20 protein-coding genes and 2 pseudogenes are annotated in these 23583 nt (G+C 49.8%); all 22 read right to left on the reverse strand.

Going from position 1 to position 23583, the window contains the following annotated elements; translation table 11 throughout:
* Positions 1-143 precede the first annotated feature (143 nt).
* Entirely contained in the window at positions 144-695 is a 552-nt protein-coding gene (locus A9B99_RS12760) for a DUF3304 domain-containing protein (protein WP_064598079.1), read from the reverse strand.
* Between the two features lie 81 nt (positions 696-776).
* Positions 777-1598 (reverse strand): DUF4123 domain-containing protein, encoded by an 822-nt coding sequence (locus A9B99_RS12765; RefSeq protein ID WP_064598081.1) that lies wholly within the window; start codon positions 1596-1598, stop codon positions 777-779.
* Positions 1599-1600: 2 nt separating this feature from the next.
* A complete protein-coding gene (locus A9B99_RS12770; protein WP_064598082.1) occupies positions 1601-3943 on the reverse strand; it encodes a type VI secretion system Vgr family protein in 2343 nt (780 codons plus the stop codon).
* A 4-nt stretch (positions 3944-3947) separates the two neighbouring features.
* Positions 3948-4475 carry a type VI secretion system lipoprotein TssJ gene (gene tssJ / locus A9B99_RS12775; protein ID WP_064598083.1) on the reverse strand — a complete coding sequence of 176 codons (528 nt, stop codon included), beginning with the start codon at positions 4473-4475 and terminating at the stop codon, positions 3948-3950.
* 62 nt (positions 4476-4537) lie between these two features.
* Entirely contained in the window at positions 4538-5617 is a 1080-nt protein-coding gene (gene tssG / locus A9B99_RS12780; RefSeq protein WP_064598085.1) for a type VI secretion system baseplate subunit TssG, read from the reverse strand.
* On the reverse strand, positions 5581-7350 hold the full coding sequence (gene tssF / locus A9B99_RS12785) for a type VI secretion system baseplate subunit TssF (RefSeq protein ID WP_064598087.1): 1770 nt from the start codon (positions 7348-7350) through the stop codon (positions 5581-5583). The genes tssG and tssF overlap by 37 nt, the downstream gene beginning before the upstream one ends.
* 242 nt (positions 7351-7592) lie before the next feature.
* Positions 7593-10958 (reverse strand): ImcF-related family protein, encoded by a 3366-nt coding sequence (locus A9B99_RS12790; RefSeq protein WP_064598089.1) that lies wholly within the window; start codon positions 10956-10958, stop codon positions 7593-7595.
* Between the two features lie 26 nt (positions 10959-10984).
* Entirely contained in the window at positions 10985-12145 is a 1161-nt protein-coding gene (locus tag A9B99_RS12795) for a hypothetical protein (protein WP_064598091.1), read from the reverse strand.
* 2 nt (positions 12146-12147) lie between these two features.
* The gene (locus A9B99_RS12800; protein ID WP_064598093.1) at positions 12148-12405 is read right to left on the reverse strand and encodes a PAAR domain-containing protein; all 258 of its coding nucleotides are present in this window, start codon (positions 12403-12405) and stop codon (positions 12148-12150) included.
* A gap of 62 nt (positions 12406-12467) precedes the next feature.
* Positions 12468-12953, reverse strand: a complete 486-nt coding sequence (locus tag A9B99_RS12805) for a lysozyme inhibitor LprI family protein (protein ID WP_064598095.1) — start codon at positions 12951-12953, stop codon at positions 12468-12470.
* Between the two features lie 22 nt (positions 12954-12975).
* Positions 12976-13479 (reverse strand): hypothetical protein, encoded by a 504-nt coding sequence (locus A9B99_RS24205; protein WP_231889180.1) that lies wholly within the window; start codon positions 13477-13479, stop codon positions 12976-12978.
* A 123-nt stretch (positions 13480-13602) separates the two neighbouring features.
* On the reverse strand, positions 13603-13770 hold the full coding sequence (locus A9B99_RS24210; protein ID WP_231889181.1) for a hypothetical protein: 168 nt from the start codon (positions 13768-13770) through the stop codon (positions 13603-13605).
* Between the two features lie 364 nt (positions 13771-14134).
* Positions 14135-14380, reverse strand: a complete 246-nt coding sequence (locus A9B99_RS24215) for a hypothetical protein (RefSeq protein ID WP_231889182.1) — start codon at positions 14378-14380, stop codon at positions 14135-14137.
* The gene (locus tag A9B99_RS12815; protein WP_231889183.1) at positions 14377-14982 is read right to left on the reverse strand and encodes a hypothetical protein; all 606 of its coding nucleotides are present in this window, start codon (positions 14980-14982) and stop codon (positions 14377-14379) included. The genes A9B99_RS24215 and A9B99_RS12815 overlap by 4 nt, the downstream gene beginning before the upstream one ends.
* 17 nt (positions 14983-14999) lie before the next feature.
* Positions 15000-16178, reverse strand: a complete 1179-nt coding sequence (locus A9B99_RS24220) for a glycoside hydrolase family protein (RefSeq protein ID WP_231889184.1) — start codon at positions 16176-16178, stop codon at positions 15000-15002.
* Positions 16179-16272: 94 nt separating this feature from the next.
* Complete coding sequence (locus tag A9B99_RS24225; protein ID WP_231889185.1) at positions 16273-17163, reverse strand: penta-EF hand family protein; 891 nt, start codon at positions 17161-17163, stop codon at positions 16273-16275.
* Positions 17164-17416: 253 nt separating this feature from the next.
* On the reverse strand, positions 17417-17746 hold the full coding sequence (locus A9B99_RS24415; RefSeq protein WP_331710054.1) for a lysozyme inhibitor LprI family protein: 330 nt from the start codon (positions 17744-17746) through the stop codon (positions 17417-17419).
* 64 nt (positions 17747-17810) lie between these two features.
* Complete coding sequence (locus A9B99_RS12830) at positions 17811-18344, reverse strand: hypothetical protein (protein ID WP_064598097.1); 534 nt, start codon at positions 18342-18344, stop codon at positions 17811-17813.
* A 1-nt stretch (position 18345) separates the two neighbouring features.
* Positions 18346-20607 carry a pesticin C-terminus-like muramidase gene (locus tag A9B99_RS12835; protein ID WP_082917871.1) on the reverse strand — a complete coding sequence of 754 codons (2262 nt, stop codon included), beginning with the start codon at positions 20605-20607 and terminating at the stop codon, positions 18346-18348.
* Between the two features lie 65 nt (positions 20608-20672).
* Positions 20673-20846: pseudogene (locus A9B99_RS12840) on the reverse strand (PAAR domain-containing protein); the annotation flags it as partial.
* 446 nt (positions 20847-21292) lie between these two features.
* Complete coding sequence (locus A9B99_RS12850) at positions 21293-22153, reverse strand: hypothetical protein (RefSeq protein ID WP_064598101.1); 861 nt, start codon at positions 22151-22153, stop codon at positions 21293-21295.
* Positions 22150-23583: pseudogene (locus tag A9B99_RS24235) on the reverse strand (hypothetical protein); the annotation flags it as partial. The pseudogene A9B99_RS24235 and the gene A9B99_RS12850, both read right to left, overlap by 4 nt.

Genomic DNA, 23583 nt, shown 5'->3' on the forward strand with positions numbered 1-23583 from the left:
CCACCGCCGTATCAACCCGTTCAACTTTTTCCCAGAATCCCATTCTTGCTCCCTGTTATGTTATTCGTGAATGTGCCTGCTGAAACAGGCCTGTGCCGCCTGGTTTGCGGCCGCTGTTAGTGCATCCAAATCTATTGCCATGGTCACTGCTCCTCTGTGTTTACGGGAGGCGGTGTGTGGTTCGGGCTGCGCGGGTCATAGGGCGAGAAGGCATTATCACTCCACCCCAGCAGGACCCGGTCGCCCGGTAAAAAATGAACATGCAGGTCGTTTTCACCCCGCTTACGCTCAGGCATTGGTATTTCAACCCGCCGCTGTTCAGGCCGCATACCGGCATCATACTGCGGCCCGGTAACATCCAGCGTCCAGATAACCTCTGCTGTCTTCCCGCGGACACTGCCGCAGCAGGTAGTCGCCCCTCCACTTTCGCTTGTATATTTATGATTCGGGTTATGGGCCGCGGCATTCCCTCCCGCCATACCGTTCACGCTGAACCCCAGTATGGGCCGGTCCAGTTTGCTGTGAATAATCAGTGTCACCCCGCCTGCCGGTGGTGCCCAGAGCATCACCCACACCATCCAGCCCGCCACATACAGCACCGGCAGTGACACCACACCCCAAATCCACACTTTTCGCCGGGCATAAAACCGTGCCACCGCTGCATCAACCCGTTCAACTTTTTCCCAGAATCCCATTCTTGCTCCCTGTTATGTTATTCATGAAGGTGCCTTCAGAGCCTCCAGCCCGCTATCTGTTCACCTGTGCCAAACTTGCGCTCAGGGAGCGGTATAGCGGGCCAATACATCAAACAGTGGCTTCATGCCACTCACGACACTGGGTAACTCAGCCTTTAGTGCATCAGACTCCAGTTGATTACGCCCCCCATCCAGGTAAAAAAGAGCATATAGCATCCGGTCAGCAGGCTGTTCTAACCCCATTTTCCCCGCTTTATTCAGTGCTTTTATTACCATCAAACGTTGCGTACAGGGTGGAAACACCCTGCTGGCTGGCATTTCTTGCCATTTGCTCAACAGGGTGGCCACTTCGGGCTTCTCCGCAATTTGCTGCCAGGTGGTTTTATCCAGCCGGATAACATGATTTCTGGGGTTTTCTATTTCAGAAACCGCAATGCTGAGCCGTTGCCACTGCGTTTCGCCTGGCAACCACCATTGCGTGATGCCATTGAACAGATAAGCATGCCAGTCGCACTTTTTATGGGTAGCCAGCACTGCAATGACATGACTGGCATAGAAACGTACCAGTACTGCTGTGCTTTCCGGTGGCAAGATGGTGCATCCGCGGGATAACTGCACAGCCAGCGAGGATGGATAACAGGTTGAAATAATCACAGCAACACAGCCTGGCAAGGCATGCAGATATGTATTTAGTTGCTCTTCATTATCCACCTCCAGCAACCAGGGACCGTAATGCTGGAGTTCTGTCAACTGCGGATGGATATACAGCGAATGCAGCCTGTGATCATGCTGCTTTTTAAACGCCAGAAAATCAGCTTCCGGCTGAGCACCGGCTTCAAATAAAAGACAAATATTCTCTTCTGCCCTGGTGGGCAACGCTGCCAGTAACGCAGTGGTGTCCATCGCTATGCTCCTTGCACAATGCCATCGTTTGACTGAATCGCTTTCAGCAGGCACGGAATACAGATTTTATTTTCGATTGGTGGGTACAGGACTGGCATTTCTATCCTCTGCGATGCACCACCTTCCGTATCCAGTTTCCGGGCCTTGCGGGTATAAGTCCCGGCAGTCTCGTATTTGATTTGCCCCTGCTCAATGATGATGGAGCTCCCACCACCAACAAGGCGTATTCGCTTCTTCCCGGCCAGCAGCAACTCTTTGGCGGAAATGAGGGTCAGTTTCTGCTCCGCGCTCAGGTGCATCACGCCATTCTGCGCCTGAAACTGTACCGGCCCCTGTGCCGAAATCAGGCTCAGCTTACCGTGTTGAGCAAACATCCCTACGCTGTCACCAGCCAGTCCGGTGATATGCCCCTCAGCACCGATGCTGAGATCCCCGCCTGCATTCAGGGCGATATTACCTGCCGCCGCCAGTTGCAGATGCTCACCACTGGTAAATGCCATGCCCACAGGGGCTGAGAAGTGAAGCATCTCATTAAGGGTTTTCAGGCGGATGCTGAACATCGCCTGCTGACTGGCGATATCAGCTTCCAGGGCTTTCGCCTGCCGGGCCGCTATGGCCAGTTCCTCGATTTGCGCGCGGACGGCCTCAATTTCCTGGAGTGCTACGTCCATATCCAGCACATTGCCTTCGCCATGCACTTTGCCGTCGGTGGTGATAAACAGCCCCTTAGCCACACGTATCACCCCGAACTCATCGGTGCGCAGCTCAAACCCGGTGCCCCGCGGCTCGCTCTCCGTGTCCACGATGTGTCCCTGGTTCAGTGCCGTGGCCCCGAACGGGGTGCTGAGGGAAATATGCTCACTCTGCCGCTGGTCTTCCATCCGCAGTTCGTTCCGGCCCGCGGTACGCAGGATGTTCTGGCTGCGGTTATCGCGGGTGACCACATCCGCATGTTCAGAGTCATGGAACGCGTGGGCGATATACGGCCGGTCCGGATCGCCGCCATCAAAAGCAATCCCCACTTCGGTACCGTCAGTCAGCGGCGTGTGCCAGCCGTACATTTCCCCGGCATACGGCTTCGCCTGCCGTATCCACAGGTAGTTATAACCGGGCTCTGCCTCTTCACGGCTGAAATCCAGCTTCACCCGGTAGCGGCCCTGGCTGTCCAGATGCGCATACGGGTCATCCTTCTCTTCACTCTCCACGCGGGCCGCCAACGTACCGGCGATAAGCGGACGTGGTATCAGTTCTGGCCTGAAGCAAAACTGCTCGCTGTAAGGCATACCCCAGGCAGAAACATGCAGGCGGGTGTCACGGGCGGCGCGGAAGGTGGTCAGCGTAACCACCATCCCGTCGCTCAACTCCGGTACGTTACTGTCGCCTGTCTCCAGCACCATCCCCGGCGTCAGGTGGCTGGCGTTACTGAACAGGTGCAGGCGGATGGCCTTGTTCAGTTCACGTTCGTGATGGATACGCGCATAAAACGCCCCACTTTCGGTTTCCGGCTCAGAAGTGGTGTCATCTCCGCCCTCGCGATAAGGCGCCAGGTAGCGGTAGTGCCCGCCAGTAGTGGCAGCCTCATTTCTGACGCTGGCGGTCGCATCCATCGGTGTGCCAGCCGCGCGGTAGTTGTAATCCCGGGTGGTGACGCTGCCGGTCACCGTGTGGTGCCATACCCGCGCATCCCATACCGCTTCGACCGCACCGTCATACAGTGCAGAGGGCTCACGGTACGGCAGGTGGACATCAAACTGGTAATACAGTTGGCTGTCGGCAAAAGTCACTGTATCCAGCCCGGTAGTGGTGTTGACGCCTGTGCGGAACCAGATGCCAGTTTCAGAGAGAATGCGCTGGATAAACTGCAGGTCAGTTTCCCGCCATTGGGTAATCAGTTCGCGGGCCGGGTAAGCCCGCTCCAGCCGGAATTCAAAATCAGCCCCTTCGAACCCGTGGCTGCGCAGTACCTGCTCCACCAGCTCCGGGACGGAGACATTCTGGTATACGGCGCAACGCCGGGTATGCGTAAGCAATGACAGACGCGAGGAGAGCGTCACGGCAAAATGCGACTGGTCCACGGTCTCGTTGAGAACCTCAAAACCAGTGATGATGCCCTGCACCACACGACCAGAGAGCATACTGAGGGTGGCATACTTCATCATTGCGTCCTGCCGGGAGATGCCTTGCTGTGGCGTGGTGAACTCAATGCGCCATTCAAACGGCGTATTCAGCGCTTCACGCCCGCGGAAGTTCAGCACATTCGGCTTCAGGATGCTGTCATTAATCTCAAGGCTGTAGCGGGTCTGTCCGTCAAACAGCGCCAGCCAGTTATCCATGGTCGTATCCATGCGCTTACTCCTTCCCCGTAATCAGAGTGAGTCCTGTGCTGTTGAGCTGGATGGTGCGCGGCTTGTCCGGGTCGAGATCGTCGCGACTTAGTACCAGTTTCCAGGTGTTGTTGAGGATATCCGGACGGTTGAACAGCCCCACCACTGCTACGAACTTCGCATCCTCATCCATTGGCATATTGAGGGTTACACTGCCTTTGGGCATCACCAGTAGCGACTTGCTGGCGACAATATCCTCTTTAAGAGTGTTATCTGCATCACTCAGCAGCTTCTGGTAGTCCGCCGCATCCACCTTCTGGCGGTCTTTCAGTTGATAAATCTGCACCATGGTGGCCAGCGGCGCCTGGCTTTCATCGGCGTTGATGGCCGCGCGGGGTTCAAAATCGAGATGCAGCACCTTAATTTTTTTGTAGAAAATGGCTCTGGTTGCACTGACTGTGCCGTCCGATACGGCCTGAGTCAGGCCACAGGCGGTAAGCAGGGAACTGAGTAGCATCAGTGCAACGCTGCGCGACAGAGAAGAGAAAGTCATTCGTGGAGTCCTTTTCAGCTTTCAGAAACAGGGGCATATTGAATGTTTGAAGTGACGGAATATCAGTCGAAACGGTAGCCACCGGGCTGTGCCGGTTGCAGGGGACCGCAGGCCAGGCCTTCACAGGTACCCAGGCTCACGGTCAGGTGCGTGCGCGCCGTGGAACAACCCCGCTTCAGGCCCAGCACACCGGTGCGCCCCAACTGCACCCGGTGTGTCTTACCCAGACGGGGTTCAGGCAGACAACTAACCGGTACCGTGAGGCAAAGGCGTACATCGGAGCGGTACCCCATATACACCCGCAAAAGCGCCATCAGGTCAGTGTGTAGTTGGCCGCTAGGTAGCCAGACCTGCGCCTCTTGTGGGTTGTCTGTTGCCAGCATCAGCAGGATACGGCTGCAGGCCTCTTTCCCGGCCCTGCCGAGCGTGGCGCGCTGTGACAGGGACACGCGGCTGGCTTTATCGAGCGTGCTGCGGCTCTCTACGGGAACTTTTACCGGGTCCGGGCTGATGATGGTGGCCCGCGTGTCTGGGGCCAGCAAGCTTACCAGTTGACGTATCCCTTCGGCATTGCGCGTTGGCAGGCGCATGGTGCCGAGCAGTGCCAGGAAGCGGGAGACTGGCGTGGCCACCTGTTCCGCAGTGCCTGGGATACCGAGGCCAACCAGCCCCAGCAGACACTGAGAGGTGTCATCCACGCCGCCGGCTTCGAAGGTCGCCGGCCAGGCGTATTTACGCCAGATGCGGTAATACTGGGTGTGGATGCGGTGGCTGAAAATATCGAGAAACGCGGAAGTGGCTTCGTACCCTTCGCGTTGCTGAGCAATATCATCAAGGTACGCCGTCGGTAACGGGGAGTCCACTCCGTACATCCCGAGAAAAGTGGTGCGCACCGTCGGGGACAGGTCAGGGTGGTCCTCGTTGGTTTCGACAGCCTTCAGTTCACTAACCGGGAACCCCATGCCCGGCCACGGACGAAAACGCACCGGGTCGGCAGAGAGTTTATCGGTACTGCCAAGCTTCGGCGCACCCGGGTTTTCCTGCTCCAGCAGTTGGCAGAAGCGATAGAAATTCACCCGCCAAATGTCGTCGCGAAGCCGCTCCGTCAGCCCGGAATGTGCTGGCTGTGATTCTCTTTCCATCGCAGTCGTTTCCCTGTCGGTTGTAGTACCAGTGTAAGCTGATTGAAGAGGTGAACATCGGCATAAAGGGCAAAAAAGCGGTGCAGCATTTCACCAAACAGGGCAACATCGCCTTCTCCGGCAAAATTGTCCGCGTTCAGAGTAATTTCGATATCAACTCCGCGCAGCATAAAGCCCTTCTCAAAGCGGCGGATAAGGGTGTGTTTCACTGCCACAATCGCCTCCAGACGGCGACGGTTCATTTCATCATCGGTCCAGTCATAAAGTGCCAGCGTACCGCGCAGCACTTCCGGATTATCCATCATGCTTAAGAAGCTTGAACCCAGGTGGCTCATCACCCGCCAGTGGAAGCGGTCATTTGTCGGTGGATAGAGCGGCAGGGTCGGCACCTTCAGGTTCATGACCCGAACAGGCACCTTGCCCGCTTTCACCACCCTGTCCAGCAACGTGCTCTCGAGTGACCGCCGCGGCAATTGTCCGTTAGTGCCGGTAATGCGAATGGAGAGCGACTCCGGGGTCTGCGACAACTGCTCCAGTTCGAATGACTTTCCACCCAGGATAAGCCACATGTCATAAAGGCCCGAGGGCCCGCGCTTCACACGGGTATGGAAGTAACGCTCAGGCGCGTCATGACGCATCATGCCTCCGCGGTGGCGGAAACTGGTGAATGGTACGTACGGATGTTTGCCATTCTTCACCGCACCGTGAATGGCATCCACGCTGTAGATTTCGGTATGCCCGTCCTGAACGCGCAAAGGGCGCAGAAGGTATTCGTTCTGCAGTGGGTCAGGCGTCAGCGGGTCCGCTTCCAGTGAGAACAGATTGATGACTGGCGCACAGTGCAGGCGGAAATTATCGGTTTCAAACGGCATGTCTGACGGCCAGCCGCCGTCCAGCACAATATCGGTCTCAAACCAGGTGGTTTTCTGACTCAGGCCTGCAAGCTCCAGACCTCTGAGCTCCACGAACATAAACTTCTCGCGGAAGCTGAAATATTCCAGCAGCAACTGGTAGCCACTGAACGCTGAGTCTCCTTTCGGCCACAACCGGTCAGCGTCATCAAAGCCCATCGGCTTACACCAGCCGTCAAAACGGGCCCGCTCCGTATGCGTTTCAGCATGGCGAACATACATCGCCTGCACCCGGCGTGTCAGCGCCAGATGCAGGGCCGAAGCCACCGGACTGTCGGCATCGAGGTAAAGCGCCACCTTATCAATCCCGGCCTTTGACCAGTCCACTTTATCGGGGCATTCAAAACGCAGACGAATAGCAGCGCGTCCATCTGGCTCAGTCTGCAAGCGGGCTTCAGCCAGGTGCAGCGGCTGCAGCGGTACGTCACGAGTGGTGCGATACTGGCAGACTGTATTATCCGGCCCTACAGGGCGCGACAGCACGGAGAATCCGTTTTCCAGCACTTCCATTTTGCGAAGCTGACGCCAGTCCGGTGTGAACACCACTACCGACAGCGACGGGATGGTGCGCATGTAATGTGGCCACAGCAGGCTCACCAGCCCTTCGGTCAGTTCCGGTAAGTCATCATCAAGCTTTTCACGCAGGCGGCCCATCAGAAAGGCGAAGCCCTCAAACAGGCGCTCTACATACGGGTCACGGGCCCCGGTTTTGTCCAGGTTGAGCATGGCCGCGCGGTCTGGATGGGCGCGGGCAAACTCTTTACCAGCTTCACGCAGGTAGCGCATTTCAGCTTCATAGTAGCGAAGGGTTAAATCATCCATGTATGGCGATCCTGAGTTTAGAAATCATCAAAAAAAGAGGCGTCATCAGTGCAATGACCAGAAAATGCAGAACCTACCTGCACAACACCATTGCCCTCACCGATTCGAGGGCAATCAGGCCGGGTCTGGTACCGTCAGCCGCAGCGCCCACCGGGAGAGGTTTCCCGACCTTGCGCGAGTTGTGCAGCACGTTGAGTTGCATCCGGGAGACATGGTGTCAGGAGTGTTTCTGCAGCCGCCATTTATTCGTCTCCGGCAAGAGTGCGCGAGCTGTCGCCCACGGAAAAAATGGTCTGTGGTAGCCTGAAACCCTGCAGTTTGAGCAGCGACAGCGGCCCATCGCCAAGTTCACTGCGCAATATGAATTTCAGCGGGTTACCGTCCGGGGCTTTCCACACCAGTTGGATGCGGCTACTGTCGAGCGGGGTGAGCTCCGCCTTATCGAGCAGACGGATAAATCCCCAGTTCCCCTGGTTGCTTTCATACAGGCGCATTTCGGTGCTGGTTGAGCGCCAGCTCAGCTCCACGCCCGGGTAGTAAGTATTGCCGGGCCAGGTGAAACTCTGCCAGCTTGCCATCTGGTTGAAGTAATCCAGTTTCTGACCATCAAGCGTCAGCTGGGTACGGGCCACATCCCGCGACGGCCGGGCCATCAGTTCGAAATGAACCCCTGCATCACCCTGCGCGAAGACAATGTCTGAGATATCGGCCAGCTTATTGATTGCCGATAGGAATGCGGGGTTGACAGTCATCCCCTGACTCGCAGCCGGATCCACAACCCAGTGGCTGCCCTCCTGGTGCAGAATACCGCCGAGGTTAGTTTTGATAAATGCCGCAATACGCCCAGAGTCGCTTCGCAGGAACTGGGCCAGCAGCGGCAGGGAGGCATCGCTGCCGGTGGCCTTGAACGGATAGCGTCCGGCAAACGCGATGTTCCACTGCGAGACAATGGTGCTCTGCCAGCGGGCGTTCAGGCTGTCTGCAGCTGGCGCCAATACCTGACGCCAGGCCTGGTCAAGCGGCTGGACAAATAGCGCCTGACCAAAACCGTTCCACTCCTGGCCGAGGCTTGCCGCTACCAGACTGCCATAGTCGCGGGTATCGGTCAGATCGATGGCTTTGCCCTGGAAAACAGTCTGGGCCAGAATCCAGGCCATCGCCTGCGGGTCAGGGGCACTGGTCACCTGCTGAAGTTTGAGTCTCACCTGGGTTACACGGGCAAGCCAGGACTGGAAACTTAGGTTACCGTTTGAGCCGGTACCGTCCTTCCCGGCCATTAGACCCGTGAGCGGGCCAAATACGCCGTCCAGCGGGCCTTTGGGTCCCTGCGCCTGTTCAATAAATTGCTTCGCGTTCTTCTTACGGCCCACCAGTTTTTTCGCCGAGTCTACCAGAGAATCTGCAAGCCGCTCTCCTTTAACCCCGGTCTGCCCCTGCCAGGCAAGCGTGTTCATCAGCGCCACCAGAGGCGACTGACGCACATCCGCCAACAGGTTCAACTGGGCAATGGCTTCGGAGAACGAGGCGGCTTCGTGCCACTGAATACTGTTAGCCATATTGAGCCAGGCGTTACCAAAATCGGTGAAGTAGCGATCGGTCAGGCGTTGTTTGAGCGCCTCCGGTGACACATCATTGCCCGGCTGATGGGTTTTATCGGTGAGCACCCAGTCAATTTCATCACGGCGGTTCTTCACCACCTCATCAATCGCATCCTCGACCTGCTCTTCCCACGCCTGGCGGGTGAACATCCCGGGCACTACTTCTTCCGAGGAGAACAGGGATGAGGCATCCGTATCACCAGTCATATCTGCCAGGGTTAAATCCGGCCAGTTGCGTGCAATACGGCCAAGCATTTCCTGATACAGACCCGACTCGGCGTTACGCTGACCAATCTGCTTGAGCAAAATCTGGCGTACCGTTCCCACCAGTTCGCGATCAGGGGTGATTTTCCATTCTGGGTGTGCCGGTAAGTTCTGCGCATAGAAGCCGAGCAGCTTCGGCGCCTGGGTATGCCACACGCTGTCCGGCACACCGCTGCGGTGCGGCCAGGCCTTCAGCATATTGCTGGCAAGCCAGTCTGCATCTGCTTTATCAGGACGGGCCAGCATCAGGTAGCCCTTGAGCAGGCCGTAGGTTTTCTGGGTGGCAGAGGTACGCGAACTGCTTCCTGGTGGCAACTGCACAAAGGCGTTAAGCTGGCGGTGAAGCTCATCTGCCAGCGCATCGCGCATCAGTTCCTGATTGTTACGAGCATATAATGGCCAGAGCATCTTCAGCATATCTCTGTCGTGGTTCAGTCCAAAGCGGGTGTACCACGGCGCACCATGTACTTCGCGGTTCTGCAGACGGGCGATGGTCTGCTGCAAAGCCAGCTGATTACGCAGGCGCTCCGCAAGAGGCTGTTTTGTGTCGGCAGCTACCCGCGCCGTATCCTGAGAGAGCCAGATTTGAGTGCGGTTGACGGACAGCGACAGTAACGTGCCTGCCCCCCAGAACAGAACCAGCCCCAGTAGCACCAGGCGCAGCACCTTTTGCCAGTGGAAGCCAACTTTACGGGCACGCACCTGCAGGCTGTCGTTTTCAAGCGCCTGCCAGACTGGTGGCGACAGGCGTGCATGCGGCACTGTCGTCGTGCTCACTAACACCGGGCTGAACATAACGCCGCACAGACGATAAGGCGCCAGCCCGGACATCAGCGTGGACAGGAACGGGACCAGTTGGGATTGCAACGAGCCGCGCAGGGCTTTTGACAGACTCAGCAACCAGTGGTGTTGTGAGTTATCCAGCAACGCTGCCACGCCGGGAGTCTGTAATTCTGAGGACAGTGTGGTGAGTGTCTCGCAAGCCTTTTCCGTTGTCGCCCCCGGGCCAAACAACACGCCAGTTGGAGGGACGCCCTCCCCGTCATGAGACCAGATGCCCTCACGAACGAGCCACAGCCAGACTGGCAGTTGCCAGCCCAGCAGGATATCGGTTTTCTGGCGCATACGCACCAGGGTGTCCTGTTTAGCCGTATCCGGTAGTGCAGCCGCATTCATCACCTGCACTACGCCATCCAGCGGCCGCTGCGGGCGCACATCTTTCAGGGCGGACAAAAATTCGTTGTCCGGCACTATTTCTGGCAGGCCACCGTGAATGAGCACAATCCCGTCACTCTCCTGCCAGTGGTCACGCTTAAGACCTGGCACCACTTTTTCGATATCGCTGTCGGAACCCTGTACCAATAGCAGTCGAACCTTAGCTTTCCAGCGACGGCGGTAGCGCAGGTGCAGGTGTTCAATCAGCGGTTTTGCCACAAACCGGGAAGTGTCAGCGTCGGTATGTTTTGCTTCAGGCTGGAAAGCAGCAGCCTGCAGTCCGGAGGCTACCACATCCAGCTTTCCCCGCATCTCACCGTTCTTCGTAAATACGGTTTCAAGGACCCAACCGATGATCACCGCTGCCAGCATTTGCAGGAGACTGATGATCACAATGCCGGTCGTGCTAAACGGCCCCATGTTAAAGGTTTTCTTAACCCACTCCGGCCAAAACCAGAGTGCGCCGCCAATGAGGCAGACAGATAAAGCGCCCAGGAACAGCGCAAGCAGAAAGGTAGATACGATTTTCATAACGGAGGAAAGCAATCCCTTGAGAGTTATTCTGGTGTGACAATACAGAGTTGTCGGTTGTCTTCAGCCAGTTCCGTGACAGTAAGCTGCGCCTGAATGTCGTTCAGGCACTGGCGGGTTGCCAACTGTAACGCCTGCCAGGGAGCGGCAACGCCCGCAAACCCAGCAACCGTATCAATATGGGTAATTTTATCTGCTTTAAGACCCGGGGCATGTGTCTCCCGGGCCTTGCTGAAGATGTCGCCGGAGGCCATCTGCCCACCACTGGTCCATGCCTGTTTCAGTGCCGTTTTTTCCAGTCCTGACCACATCATGACGCGCTCAAATGCACGGTCGAGATTTCCATCACGGCAAATCTGCGGCCGGTGAACCCTGACCGATACGTCCGGGGTACCCTTCAGACGGCAGTTGGTCAGCAGTATCACGGAAATGGCCTCACCACTGTCCTCTGGCGGGTGTTCGTAAAGCTGAGCGCTGACTACAAGTAACGCAGCGGCGCGGTCATAATGGCAGTCCAGCCAGTAATCGAGAAGTTCCAGCCCCGAGAGGTCGCGGATACGTACCAGCGGATGAGTAACGCTTTTTTGCAGGAGCGACGGCAACGTCGAAAACTGTTCACCGGTATCCACCGCCAGATAGCAGGTTAACGTCGACGGGATCAACGCCACCAGATTCTGAACGTGGGCTGTAATTTCCGGGAGATAATGCGCTTCCCGGTCGGCCATTTCTCCAGAGGCCGCCAGCGCCCGATGACGAACAGGGTCGCCGCCATTGACAGGCTCACAAGGCATCATCAGTGGCTTTTTGGCCAATACAGCTTCATGCGTCATCGGGCTCGCGGACCCCAGCCCGTTAATCAGGGCTTCACCGATAAGCCAGGCAAAACGCTGTCCGCGAGCAATGCCTGCACTGTAGCGTGCAGCAGTTGTAGCATTTTTCTTATCACAACGCCCACGGAGCAGTGTGTATCCCAGATAGCGACCGACAACCAGCAGGCCCCATAACATGACGGGCAACGCTGTTGCCAGCCCCCAGAAAGCGGCACCTGAGCGCTCACCCTTCCATAACAGGAATGTGGCGGCAGCCCCAGCCAACAACATCACAATACCCAGGAGCAACCAGCGTTTGAAACGCGGACAAGGAGGCAGTTTGTCCTGAGCAGGAATACGTTCTAGTTCAACTGGCACGTTTACCCCACCAAAGCATTTGGCAATGAGCTGATAAGAGAGCAACCGCAACCACACTTGTGGCCGTAGAATGCCACAGGAATACCGCGATCGCGATAATTTGGGTTACCTTCAACAATAGTGGTATCACCATGCCAGGGGCAGGAAACACGGTCACCTATACGGGCCACACCGAGCTCACCAAAAAACATGGTTGTTGAGCAGGACAATACCGCACCACCATGTGTGGTTTTGTCGCCAAGACGAATTATTCCTTGCATAACACTCCCTTATCTAAACATAAATAAATCGCGGGGGAATACACTTACAATATTAAGGTAACTTACCCTCTACTTAACGGACTTGGGTAATAATCATCATGATTCAAATAAATTTGCAATTGTCTCACTCGTGTATTTGTTTGTATTATCATGCATGATAACCAAGTAGCCTCCGAATGCGGTTCACTTAAATCCGGAGTGTCTTCATTGGACAGAACAAGAGCACATTCTTTATCTCGAAACTTTATCCACGCGCGTTGCGAGTCTTTAAGCATATTGAGTTGTTCCACATCCACCTTTTCTTCAACCCCAGTCCTTGGAACTAGTTCAATATAACGACTAACATCGCCATAAACCTTATTCAACCTTGCATCTGATAATTTATACTCTTGTTTCAGACAAGAATGTGCCACACTAAAACTCGCATTGTATTCACTCCATTCACGCCAACACTTGGAAACATTAGAGATATCATGGTCATCAATAATATTAGCCGCACAAACATTCATAGAGATAAAAATAAAAAACAATGAACTAAAAAACTTCATTAAAGACTCCGTTACGTAGCAATCAGAGGAAAGATAGGGGTAATCTATTTTCGCATAACAACTGGATTTTCGATTTATCCCCCCATGTTTTTGAAAGGATATAATGTTTTTTATCTATACTTTTTTTCATTTTCGATTTATCTACAAACGAAGGCCAGTCATACGATTTGGTGATAAATCCCCATGAATAGAACTCCGCACTATTATCTATAATTGATATATTCAAAACGCTCCAATGCTCATCAGAGCAATGTGACTTTTTAGCATAATCAGAATCAGAGAAACACGCCCTTATCTGTTCCTTACTATAAAATGGTATTTTAGAAAACACCGTCTTGTATGTCCCATCTTCATTTAGCATGATAAAATCAGCCTGGTCCATCTCCTTACCACCTCCTGAATAAGAAGTAGACCATTTCTGAACCAGAGCAACTGCATTTTGAGTTTTGCTTAGTGGGTACAAGGCTGGAAAAATATTAATACCACTATCTGATAAATCCTCCCCATCATCAAAACTATCTTTCATAGCATAGTTACTGAAGTCCCATACTTGAGAAACTAAATACCCTGCGCTTGCGTTGCTTTTAATTCTCACAAGGACTCGTGATGATGTAGTTAAAAAAATCTCACTTGGGTTATTTTTTCCCTTTCATATATTTGCCTGCTCATTTTCACCACAGTATTTTTTGACAGAGTTACAAATAGCAGAATACTCTGCACTCTCACTTTTAACACCAATAAATGGAACAGGTTTTATATCAGATGCTAAAACATAAGAAGAAAACAAAATGGACAATGCTATAATAACTTTTCTCATAATAACTACCCCCTAAACAATAGAATAAAACCAACGCAACGCATCAATTTTTTCATTGATAGCATCAACTTTCCTCGTATCATTTTTGCTCTGGTATAAGGTTAACGCCCTTTGATAGGCTCTAAGTGCTTCTGTTTTATATTTACCAGTCCCAACAACTCTAACCTGAAGAGGATCATGATAACGCCCCCAACTGTAAGCATATACACGATAGTTAATCGACAATTAAATATGTGGCTTCTCATTTTTTACTATACTCACCTGAATCAGAGAAGAAATATTTCCTGCATGCGTAGTGATGAGTAATAAAAAAAACCAATAAATCATTGTAATATTGTAAACGTATAACACAATTTAGCTCATGTTAATATTGTGAGTCAGTTTCAATCACAAGGTTAGTTCCCGCAGGATCTTGTTTGAATGTATAATTTACTGTTTCATTTTCCATCGCAACAGTAATTTTAAGTATTTCACTCCCATTCCATTTATAATTAACCTCTCTAGAGTCAATTTTACGCGTTACATTTTTAGCCAGCAAATCAGGCAGCAAAAATGTGCCCCCTGATTTATCAATTTCTTTGAGCTTAATATATGCATTATTTATACTCATATCTGGAAACAAACACGAATATTTAGATAACCCATCAAATTCTTGACCTGCCTTATCGTCATGGCAATAACTTGACCAATTATCATTTTTTCACGCCCTGCACTTTTACTTAAATCATCACTTTTCCGGTTAAAAAACAAAACATAGTTTTGTTTTTTAACCGTCAGGTAATTATCAACTTTGATAATATCACTATAAGGTGGTGGACACTCCTTACCCGGATAAAGTGAAGTTAAAAGATAAATATCATTCGGAAAGGGGATATCGCTACTTTTATACACCTGTTTATATATATTTACTGTGTTTTTTGACAAGTAATATGAAAGCGGCGTCTTCTTTACTTCCATATAATCAGTTGAGCATATTTTTTTGCTTTCCAAAAAATCATTCTCAATAGCCAGTTTATTATTATCAGTTTTAATAGTTACTTTTTCAAATTCCTTAGTGAGATGAGCAATAGCGTTTGAGTCATGGTTTCCAAAAACATCAATGTTTGATACTTTGTCATATACCCAAGTGGAATTACCTCTCCCCTGAGCGAATGATAATTCAGAAACACATACAAAAGCAAATAAAGCTAATATTAAGAAGCGATTATTCATTTCAATCCTTTTTTAAATTAGTGTGAATAGTCATAAACGCCTTGTAAAAATAAAGAACGTTCCTTCTGTCGCCTTTTAACAAGACCAGAAACACCACCATTTGTAATATCTGAAAATTCATCAACCGCTCCCGCATAATTTTTTTGATTGAGCTTGGCTGTCAATAGCGGGGCTTTGCTCATACTCCCCATATTAAATAACAGACTAATCATAGCATCAAACTCATATTGATGCAGATCACTACTAACAGAACTTTTCAGCTCACTAACAAATCCTGGAATCCGAGATTCGAATAAATCATCAGCTTCGGTGATTGTTATTCCATTTTTTAATTCATCTGGCAAGCCGATATTTTCGCATTTAGTTCTTGCTATTAAATGCCCATATCCAATTGTACAAAAACCTTCCGAGTCATTATAGGCTATAGAACTAAAACTCTCCCATCCCTTAATAAACGCCTTTCCTTTATCTGACACATTCAATTCACTAATAGGTATCCTATCATCTGATTTAGATTGCTCTTCATCAAATGTATTACGATATCCCTCACGTAATATTTCAATTGGATCTCGCAAATCACTACGTCGTTTAAATGGTAAAGCAGGGGTGTTATTTGGAGGAGGTGTATCATTATTACCAGGGTAATATTCAAAATGGAGCATATATACAGTCTGCCCTGGTATAATTCCTGGGGGCTGACCTGTTGCAGAGTTTATCATCAACCCTGTTTTTGCTAAAACAGCCCCTTGCTGCACCTGCTCACCGTTACTAACCACAATGCTAGAATGGTCAACTTCGCCATACCTTATATAAAAGTGCCGACCGTCCGCAGTTGTGTGTTCGACAGTTATTTGCCAAGTCCCCATATAGTATGTAGAAATACTTCTCACAATCCCTTGACTTATCGCAACAATTTCTGTTAGCGGTTCACTGTATAAATCGCGTGCTGCATGTTTTCTACTTCCACCAGACCTATTTCTACCAAAGATAGCCTGTGATGCGTTAGAATCAGATAAAGATGCAGCCCAATAATATTGTTTCCAGACCCCTTCAATATCATTTTTGGGTTTCACTTTAAAGGGAAATATAATTTCCTTTTTCTTTGTCTGCGATATTGCATCCAAAAACACCACCGGGTGCATATGCCAGACAGGCTCACCACTGCTGAATGCCTCCACCTGGCTCATCCATTCCATATCGTCAAACCACTTTCTCACATAGCTGATGCACAGCGGATCCAGCTGCTTTAAAAACGTTCTCCAGCGGTGATGGCTGCTGCCGCCAAACCATTCACTGTCGTGTTACCACCATTCGCGCCGCGATATCCCTGACATCCAGCTCCGCGTAATTCACCGCGTGACGCAGCTCTTCGCCGGAAAGGTCGCCACTGTTATCACTGTCCATTTTCCGCAGCAGCGCTTTGTAATAGTCAGAGACCTGCTTTTCCCGGATACCGCGCTCAGGCCGTACCCACTCCGCCATCCGGCTGAACCCCGCTTTAATCCACCCCGCGTGCAGGGATTTCGTCATATCGGATGTGGGCGGCTCTTCAAATGTACTGAAGCCCAGCTTCGCCAGGTCGTACTGCCCGATATTCGCGTCCACATCCGCTTCGCTGAGCCACGCCCCGTCCCCGATATCAAACCAGCGTTTACCGTCTTTATCTGTGAAGGGGTGGCATTTGTCCTGCAGCATGATTTTGTGACTGTCTTTCTTCACCTGCCCTCTGGTCCGGGTGAAGCTGTCGCCGGAACGGCTATAAATGAAGCTTTCCGGGTGGATATGAATGTATTTCGGGCCGCTCTGCACCTGTGCCCTGTTGCTCAGAAAATCGATCATCCGGCTGTCGGTGCTGAGCACTTCAATGTGTGCGAACGCACTTTTCTCCACACCGTGTAAGTCGCAGGGGGCAATGTCTTCCGCCAGGTAACCCACCGCATCACCTGCGGCAACCTCAACCCGGGTTGCCGGTTTAACAACGGTATCAAATGTGCCCTGTGCTACAGCCTGCTGCATCCAGGCCGGCAGGTATGCCCTCTGTTTACCCACGAGAGTCACATATTGCGGGTCGAGCGACACCCAGAATGCCCCGCCGGTCATTTCGGATTTGCTGTTGAGCATCCGGGCAAGCCCGAACGCCTGCTTCTGTCCCTTCAGGTCGAAAGTGAGCTCACGCAGCACAATGACGCTGTCGCCGGTTTTCAGTTTACTCTTCGCAACCGGTGCCTTATCGCCGTCTTTTTCTTTGCCGGTATATTCACGCTGACTCAGCCCGTCCCCCTTCTCAGTAACCTGATACTGCTTGTGCTCCGAAAAGGCAGACAGCGGATTTTCAGAAGGTACATTTAATCCTTTGATTACCCAACGAGAGAATACGTACTCAACACAATTCAGTTGTATTTCTTGAGATATTCAATCCGTTCATTTGTTTTATCTAACAAACATTTCTCATATATACTTGAGAATGCAACCCCTGTTTTGGACTCATAAGTTTCATAATCACAGCTAGCGTCACGCATTTTATCCATGCCAATTGAGATTTTTTAAGATATATATCGTGCGATTCACTTTGCCCATAAAACTCCGCCCCCTTCTTCTTATACTCCTGTAGCTGCAGCCTATATACAAAATTCAGTTCAGCATCTGCTTTAGAATATGCATCTTTTATTCTCTCAAAATTAACCCACTCACTTGAAGAGTCAGCTTTTTCAATTGAAGATAATATAAGCGCTGCGAGTGCCAGTGAAATATATTTATTCTTCATGAAAATTCACCTTACCAATTAATCATTAGCCCCCAACTCGAGCCAATTGCTTAGCATACTGAAATCAATCGCCATATTTACTGTGTAAATATTTTTTTATCTTGCTCGCATTATCTAATTTATAGTTAGATACCTTTTCATTATTTTTTGTTTGAAAACCTGATAAATTTGGGTCCCTATCTGAATCCAAGAACAACTCATAACCTGAGTCTTTAGTAGTATTATATGCCTTTACTTCATAATGATATAGATATTGTACACCATTAGTGAAATAATTAACATTCCAGCGCAGAAGAACAACCACACTTCTCTTGCCATCAAGAGTGGTAAAGAATACAGAGGAAACCTCAGCGGGAGCATCAGAATAACTAAAGGTATCAATAATTTTGTTAACCTTCCCGTTAACGGATGAATAACTTTGATAAAAATCAACATCTCTTTTATCTGGAGAGTTTTGAAAACAAATAACCCCATTATTAAATGCACTATCTTTGAATGGACCTTGAGCCATTGCATTGGGATTATCACCACAAGCATAAACCAATGATGATACTAAAAGCATGCTTAAGGCTATGAATTTAATTATAATATTTTTCATTTTAATCACCTTTACCTAATTCGTTCTCGATCAACTGGGCTTCTCCTTCACGGCGTCTTATCAAACCTCGCTGATTTGACCATAAGCGTTTCATACTTCGTAGGCGGCTCGGGATTTTAATTTCATTTCCTTGAGCGAAGTCATCTCGAATCTCTCTCATTTCTCGTCGATTATCTATTGGATCATTTGGTTTAGGAAGTGCTAATGATGGCCCACGATTGTAAATTAGCGATAGCATTGCTCCCGCGCTATCCGGTGGTAGATTAATAGCCTGTGGATAAGCATCCACAACTTTCTGGCAATACCTTTGCTTTAGAACCATTGCCATATCTAAAGCTTTATCTTTAGTTATGGTTATATCTGCCAGCCCATGAACGATTGCCCTAGCATTATCACCTTTTTTCCCGATTGCAGTCAGTAATCTTTCAACTTGTGCATTTGAGTAATAAGCACTTAATAATTCGCGAGCTGATGATGTCGTCTGTTGCCCTAAATCATAACCATATCCGACAGTAACTCCGCTTGACTGATCCCCACCTGGAACATAGGGTTTGGGAGCATATGCTTCCCAAGATAAAATGAATTCGGCTGATTTTTTTGATATCCGATACACACCTAAAGTCGTATTGAAATCAATAGTGTCACCATATTTTTCAGCAATTGCATTTAAAAACACCACCGGGTGCATATGCCAGACAGGCTCACCACTGCTGAATGCCTCCACCTGGCTCATCCATTCCATATCGTCAAACCACTTTCTCACATAGCTGATGCACAGCGGATCCAGCTGCTTTAAAAACGTTCTCCAGCGGTGATGGCTGCTGCCGCCAAACCATTCACTGTCGTGTTTCACCACCATTCGCGCCGCGATATCCCTGACATCCAGCTCCGCGTAATTCACCGCCTGACGCAGCTCTTCGCCGGAAAGGTCGCCACTGTTATCGCTGTCCATTTTCCGCAGCAGGGCTTTATAGTAGTCAGAGACCTGTTTTTCCCGGATACCGCGTTCAGGGCGTACCCACTCCGCAAGTCTGGTGAACCCGTCCTTGATCCACCCCTCACGCAGGGATTTCGTCATATCGGATGTGGGCGGCTCTTCAAATGCTTTAAAGCCAAGTTTATCCAGGTCGTACTGGCCGATATCCGCATCGACATCCTCTTCGCTTACCCAGGCCCCGTCCCCGATATCAAACCAGCGCTTACCGCTGCTGTCGGTGAACGGATGGCATTTGTCCTGCGGCATAATTTTGTGAATATCTTTCTTTACCTGTCCTCTGGTCCGGGTGAAGGTATCGCCGGAACGGCTATAAATGAAGCTTTCCGGGTGGATATAAATGTATTTCGGGCCGCTCTGCACCTGTGCCCTGTTGCTCAGAAAATCGATCATCCGGCTGTCGGTGCTGAGCACTTCAATGTGTGCGAACGCACTTTTCTCCACACCGTGTAAGTCGCAGGGGGCAATGTCTTCCGCCAGGTAACCCACCGCATCACCTGCGGCAACCTCAACCCGGGTTGCCGGTTTAACAACGGTATCAAATGTGCCCTGTGCTACAGCCTGCTGCATCCAGGCCGGCAGGTGCGCCCTCTGTTTACCCACGAGAGTCACATATTGCGGGTCAAGCGACACCCAGAACGCCCCGCCGGTGATTTCGGATTTGCTGTTGAGCATCCGGGCAAGCCCGAACGCCTGCGCCTGCCCCTTCAGATCGAAGGTGATCGCACGCAGCACAATGACGCTGTCGCCCGTTTTAAGCTTATTCTTCGCGACCGGCGCCTTATCGCCGTCTTTTTCTTTGCCGGTATATTCGCGCTGACTCAGCCTGTCCCCCTTCGCAGTAACCTGATACAGCTTGTGTTCTGGAAAAGCAGACAGCGGTGCAAGCCCGATATACAGCGAGTAAAAATCGAGACTGTTGTCCTTCTTTTCGGGATCCGGGGTACAGGTGGACTTAACCAGCACAAAGGTGCTGGAATACTGCAGCGGGTTATTGATGTATTTACCGGTGAGGCAGTCCTGATTAATACGCCAGGCCACCACTTCGCCGCCCGCCATAAACTGAAGTGGCACCGCAGTATCTGCCGTCTCGTTTGTCAACACGGAACCGGGGGCACTATTACTGGTGATGTGGACCCCGCCGTGCCACATGTTGTTAGTTCCGGCCAGCCAGGAGCCGTGTGGCTCCTGACAGAGTGGCTGCATCATGTCATCCAGGGTGGCGTATTGTTCGCCATTCGCTTTTCGGGCAGGAAAGCAGATTTTCATTTCGGTTATCCTTAACGTGGAGAAGCGCCCCCCTCCGGGCCTGGATATGCTCGTGTTCAGCCAGCTTACCCCACCAGAGCACTGGGCAGTGAGCTGATAAGAGAACAGCCGCAACCACACTTGTGGCCGTGGAATGCTACAGGAATACCGCGATCGCGGTAATTTGGGTTACCTTCAACAATTGTGGTATCACCATGCCAGGGGCAGGAAACACGGTCACCTATACGGGCCACACCGAGCTCACCATGTTGAGCAGCATAAAATCAGCAAGATCCATCTCCTTACCTCTTCCCGAATAAGAATTAGACTATTTCTTAACCAGCACAACTACATTTTGGTTTTTATTCAATGGGTATAAGGCGGGGAAATAGTAATACCACTATCTGATAGTTCCTCCCCATCACCATCAAAACTATTTTTCATAGCAACTGAATACTCTGTACCACTTTTTATTGTCACCAGTACCCGAGACAATGCAATTAGGTAAATCTCATTTAAATTACTTTTCCTTCCATATTTTGGCCCAATCATTTTTACCACAGCATTTTTTGACAGAGTTGCAAATAACAGAATACTCAGCACTCTCACTTTTAGTTCCGACAAATGAAACAGGTTTTATATCAGAAACTAAGACACAAGAAGTAAATAAAAGGGAAATCACCAGAATTTTTTATCATTTTAACCATCAAAATTGTTTTATATCTTCAAATCTTACCCATTTAACTAACGGCTTTCCTTTAGAGCTAACATAACCTACTTCTACCCATTTTTTATCCTGTGACAATTGAATAACTTTCACATTATCACCAGCAACCAGGTAAGATTTTGTTATTGAATTTTCGTCAGGGGATGAATGTAGATATGATTTACTTGTGCTAATTGATGAGGATATATCTAATTTGTTGATGTAATTCAAAATGCCATTCAGTATCGTCTGCCTTACTTCTTGGTTTTCCTTTGATAAAGTCTGGTAATCGTCAACATTTTCGTTATTAATTTTATCACAGCGCATCAAATTATTGGCATCCATTGTTTTTAGTGTTGAATATGAACCCTTAATTTTTCTTACAGCCGGTTTCATTGAAAGAAAATCAAAAGTGTCTGCATCATTATTATCAGAGCCAGAAAGAATATCTTGACTTTTAGTCCATTGATAACCACAAACCTCACCATCCCAATCACTTACAATGCACCCACTGCGCATATCAATAACACTGCAATATGACTTACTTACATACTTTTTAGCACCGTTACCAGAATCAAGATAATCCCCAGCGACACTATTAACAACAAGATAGTTGCCGCCAGGTGACACCTTACTAGAGCCATCTTCTGTATAGTATCGATCAGCACGGCTAAGATCGATTTCTTCCCCATTTTGACTAAAGATCAATTTATCCCAGGCATCCAATTCAATATTATCACCACATTTAGGCTGACTGAAAATAACTGAATTCCCATTTTGAGATTTTACTTCTATATCCGCATACGCAAAATTATAAAAAGAAAGAAATGTCATAAAAAAAAATAATAACTTATTCTTCATAGCTTTTCCTTCAATTGATTATATCTTTTAGTAGAGTCAGTCATTCGCCTTGTTAGTCTATATTCATCCAATAGCAGGCGCTCATTGCTTTCATGCTGTTCCCCCCACGTTATTGGATTGGTATTTATTGATGGGTTATGGGAATAGAAATTTTCAATTGCTTTTTTGAAATCCGATGCAACATTAGCTGGTCTATTAACGGATTCATCTAAAACCAACGCTCGTCCAAAATTACTTTTAGCATAATCTTTAATTTTAAACCCATTACCCACTGAGCTGTTTTCTGCATAATGAAGGCGCTTAACAAAATCAATAACTTGCAAATCCAGGTACTCAGGGAGAGATATTAGCTTAACTAATGCAGCCAGAGGTTTGTTGTGAATAACCTTTCTAAAGGTGGTTTCACTACATCCATTTCTAATCAACTGCTTAAGCTCTGTTGCAGTTACTTTTTTACCACCAGTCAATTCCGCATCGCTATAATACACTATAGAAGATGTTCCGCTTCCCTCGACAGTCCAACCACAATTGACAGCATGGGTGATATATAAATCTGAATGGGAATCTCTGAATGCCGCTATCTGAGCGGACAATTCTCCTTTTCCTTCTAGTCCTGTGCCATCTTTCACAGTCTTCTGCATAGCTCCTGCGGTTATGACCTCGCTATCGTATGACTGGATAGCATCCATATTTCCTTCATTTTGAGACATTGCAATAAGAATATTTTTTTCATTCTCGGTGATCTCACCTAATTTCAATAGTTCCTCCCAACGAGAGTATTTATCCAAAGAAATTGTCCCGCTATAGATAGGACCATATTGAGTACCATATCTTGTTACTTTAAATTTATTAGCATATTTTAATTCGCAGTCACAGGCAGTCTCTTTCAATAATGCTGACAAAAACACCACCGGGTGCATATGCCAGACAGGCTCACCACTGCTGAATGCCTCCACCTGGCTCATCCATTCCATATCGTCAAACCACTTTCTCACATAGCTGATGCACAGCGGATCCAGCTGCTTTAAAAACGTTCTCCAGCGGTGATGGCTGCTGCCGCCAAACCATTCACTGTCGTGTTTCACCACCATTCGCGCCGCGATATCCCTGACATCCAGCTCCGCGTAGTTAACCGCGTGACGCAGCTCTTCGCCGGAAAGGTCGCCACTGTTATCACTGTCCATTTTCCGCAGCAGCGCTTTGTAATAGTCAGAGACCTGTTTTTCCCGGATACCGCGCTCAGGCCGTACCCACTCCGCCATCCGGCTGAACCCCGCTTTAATCCACCCCGCGTGCAGGGATTTCGTCATATCGGATGTGGGCGGCTCTTCAAATGCTTTAAAGCCAAGTTTATCCAGGTCGTACTGGCCGATATCCGCGTCCACATCCGCTTCGCTGAGCCACGCCCCGTCCCCGATATCAAACCAGCG

It is taken from the genome of Mangrovibacter phragmitis (genome assembly GCF_001655675.1).
Lineage (GTDB): Bacteria > Pseudomonadota > Gammaproteobacteria > Enterobacterales > Enterobacteriaceae > Mangrovibacter > Mangrovibacter phragmitis.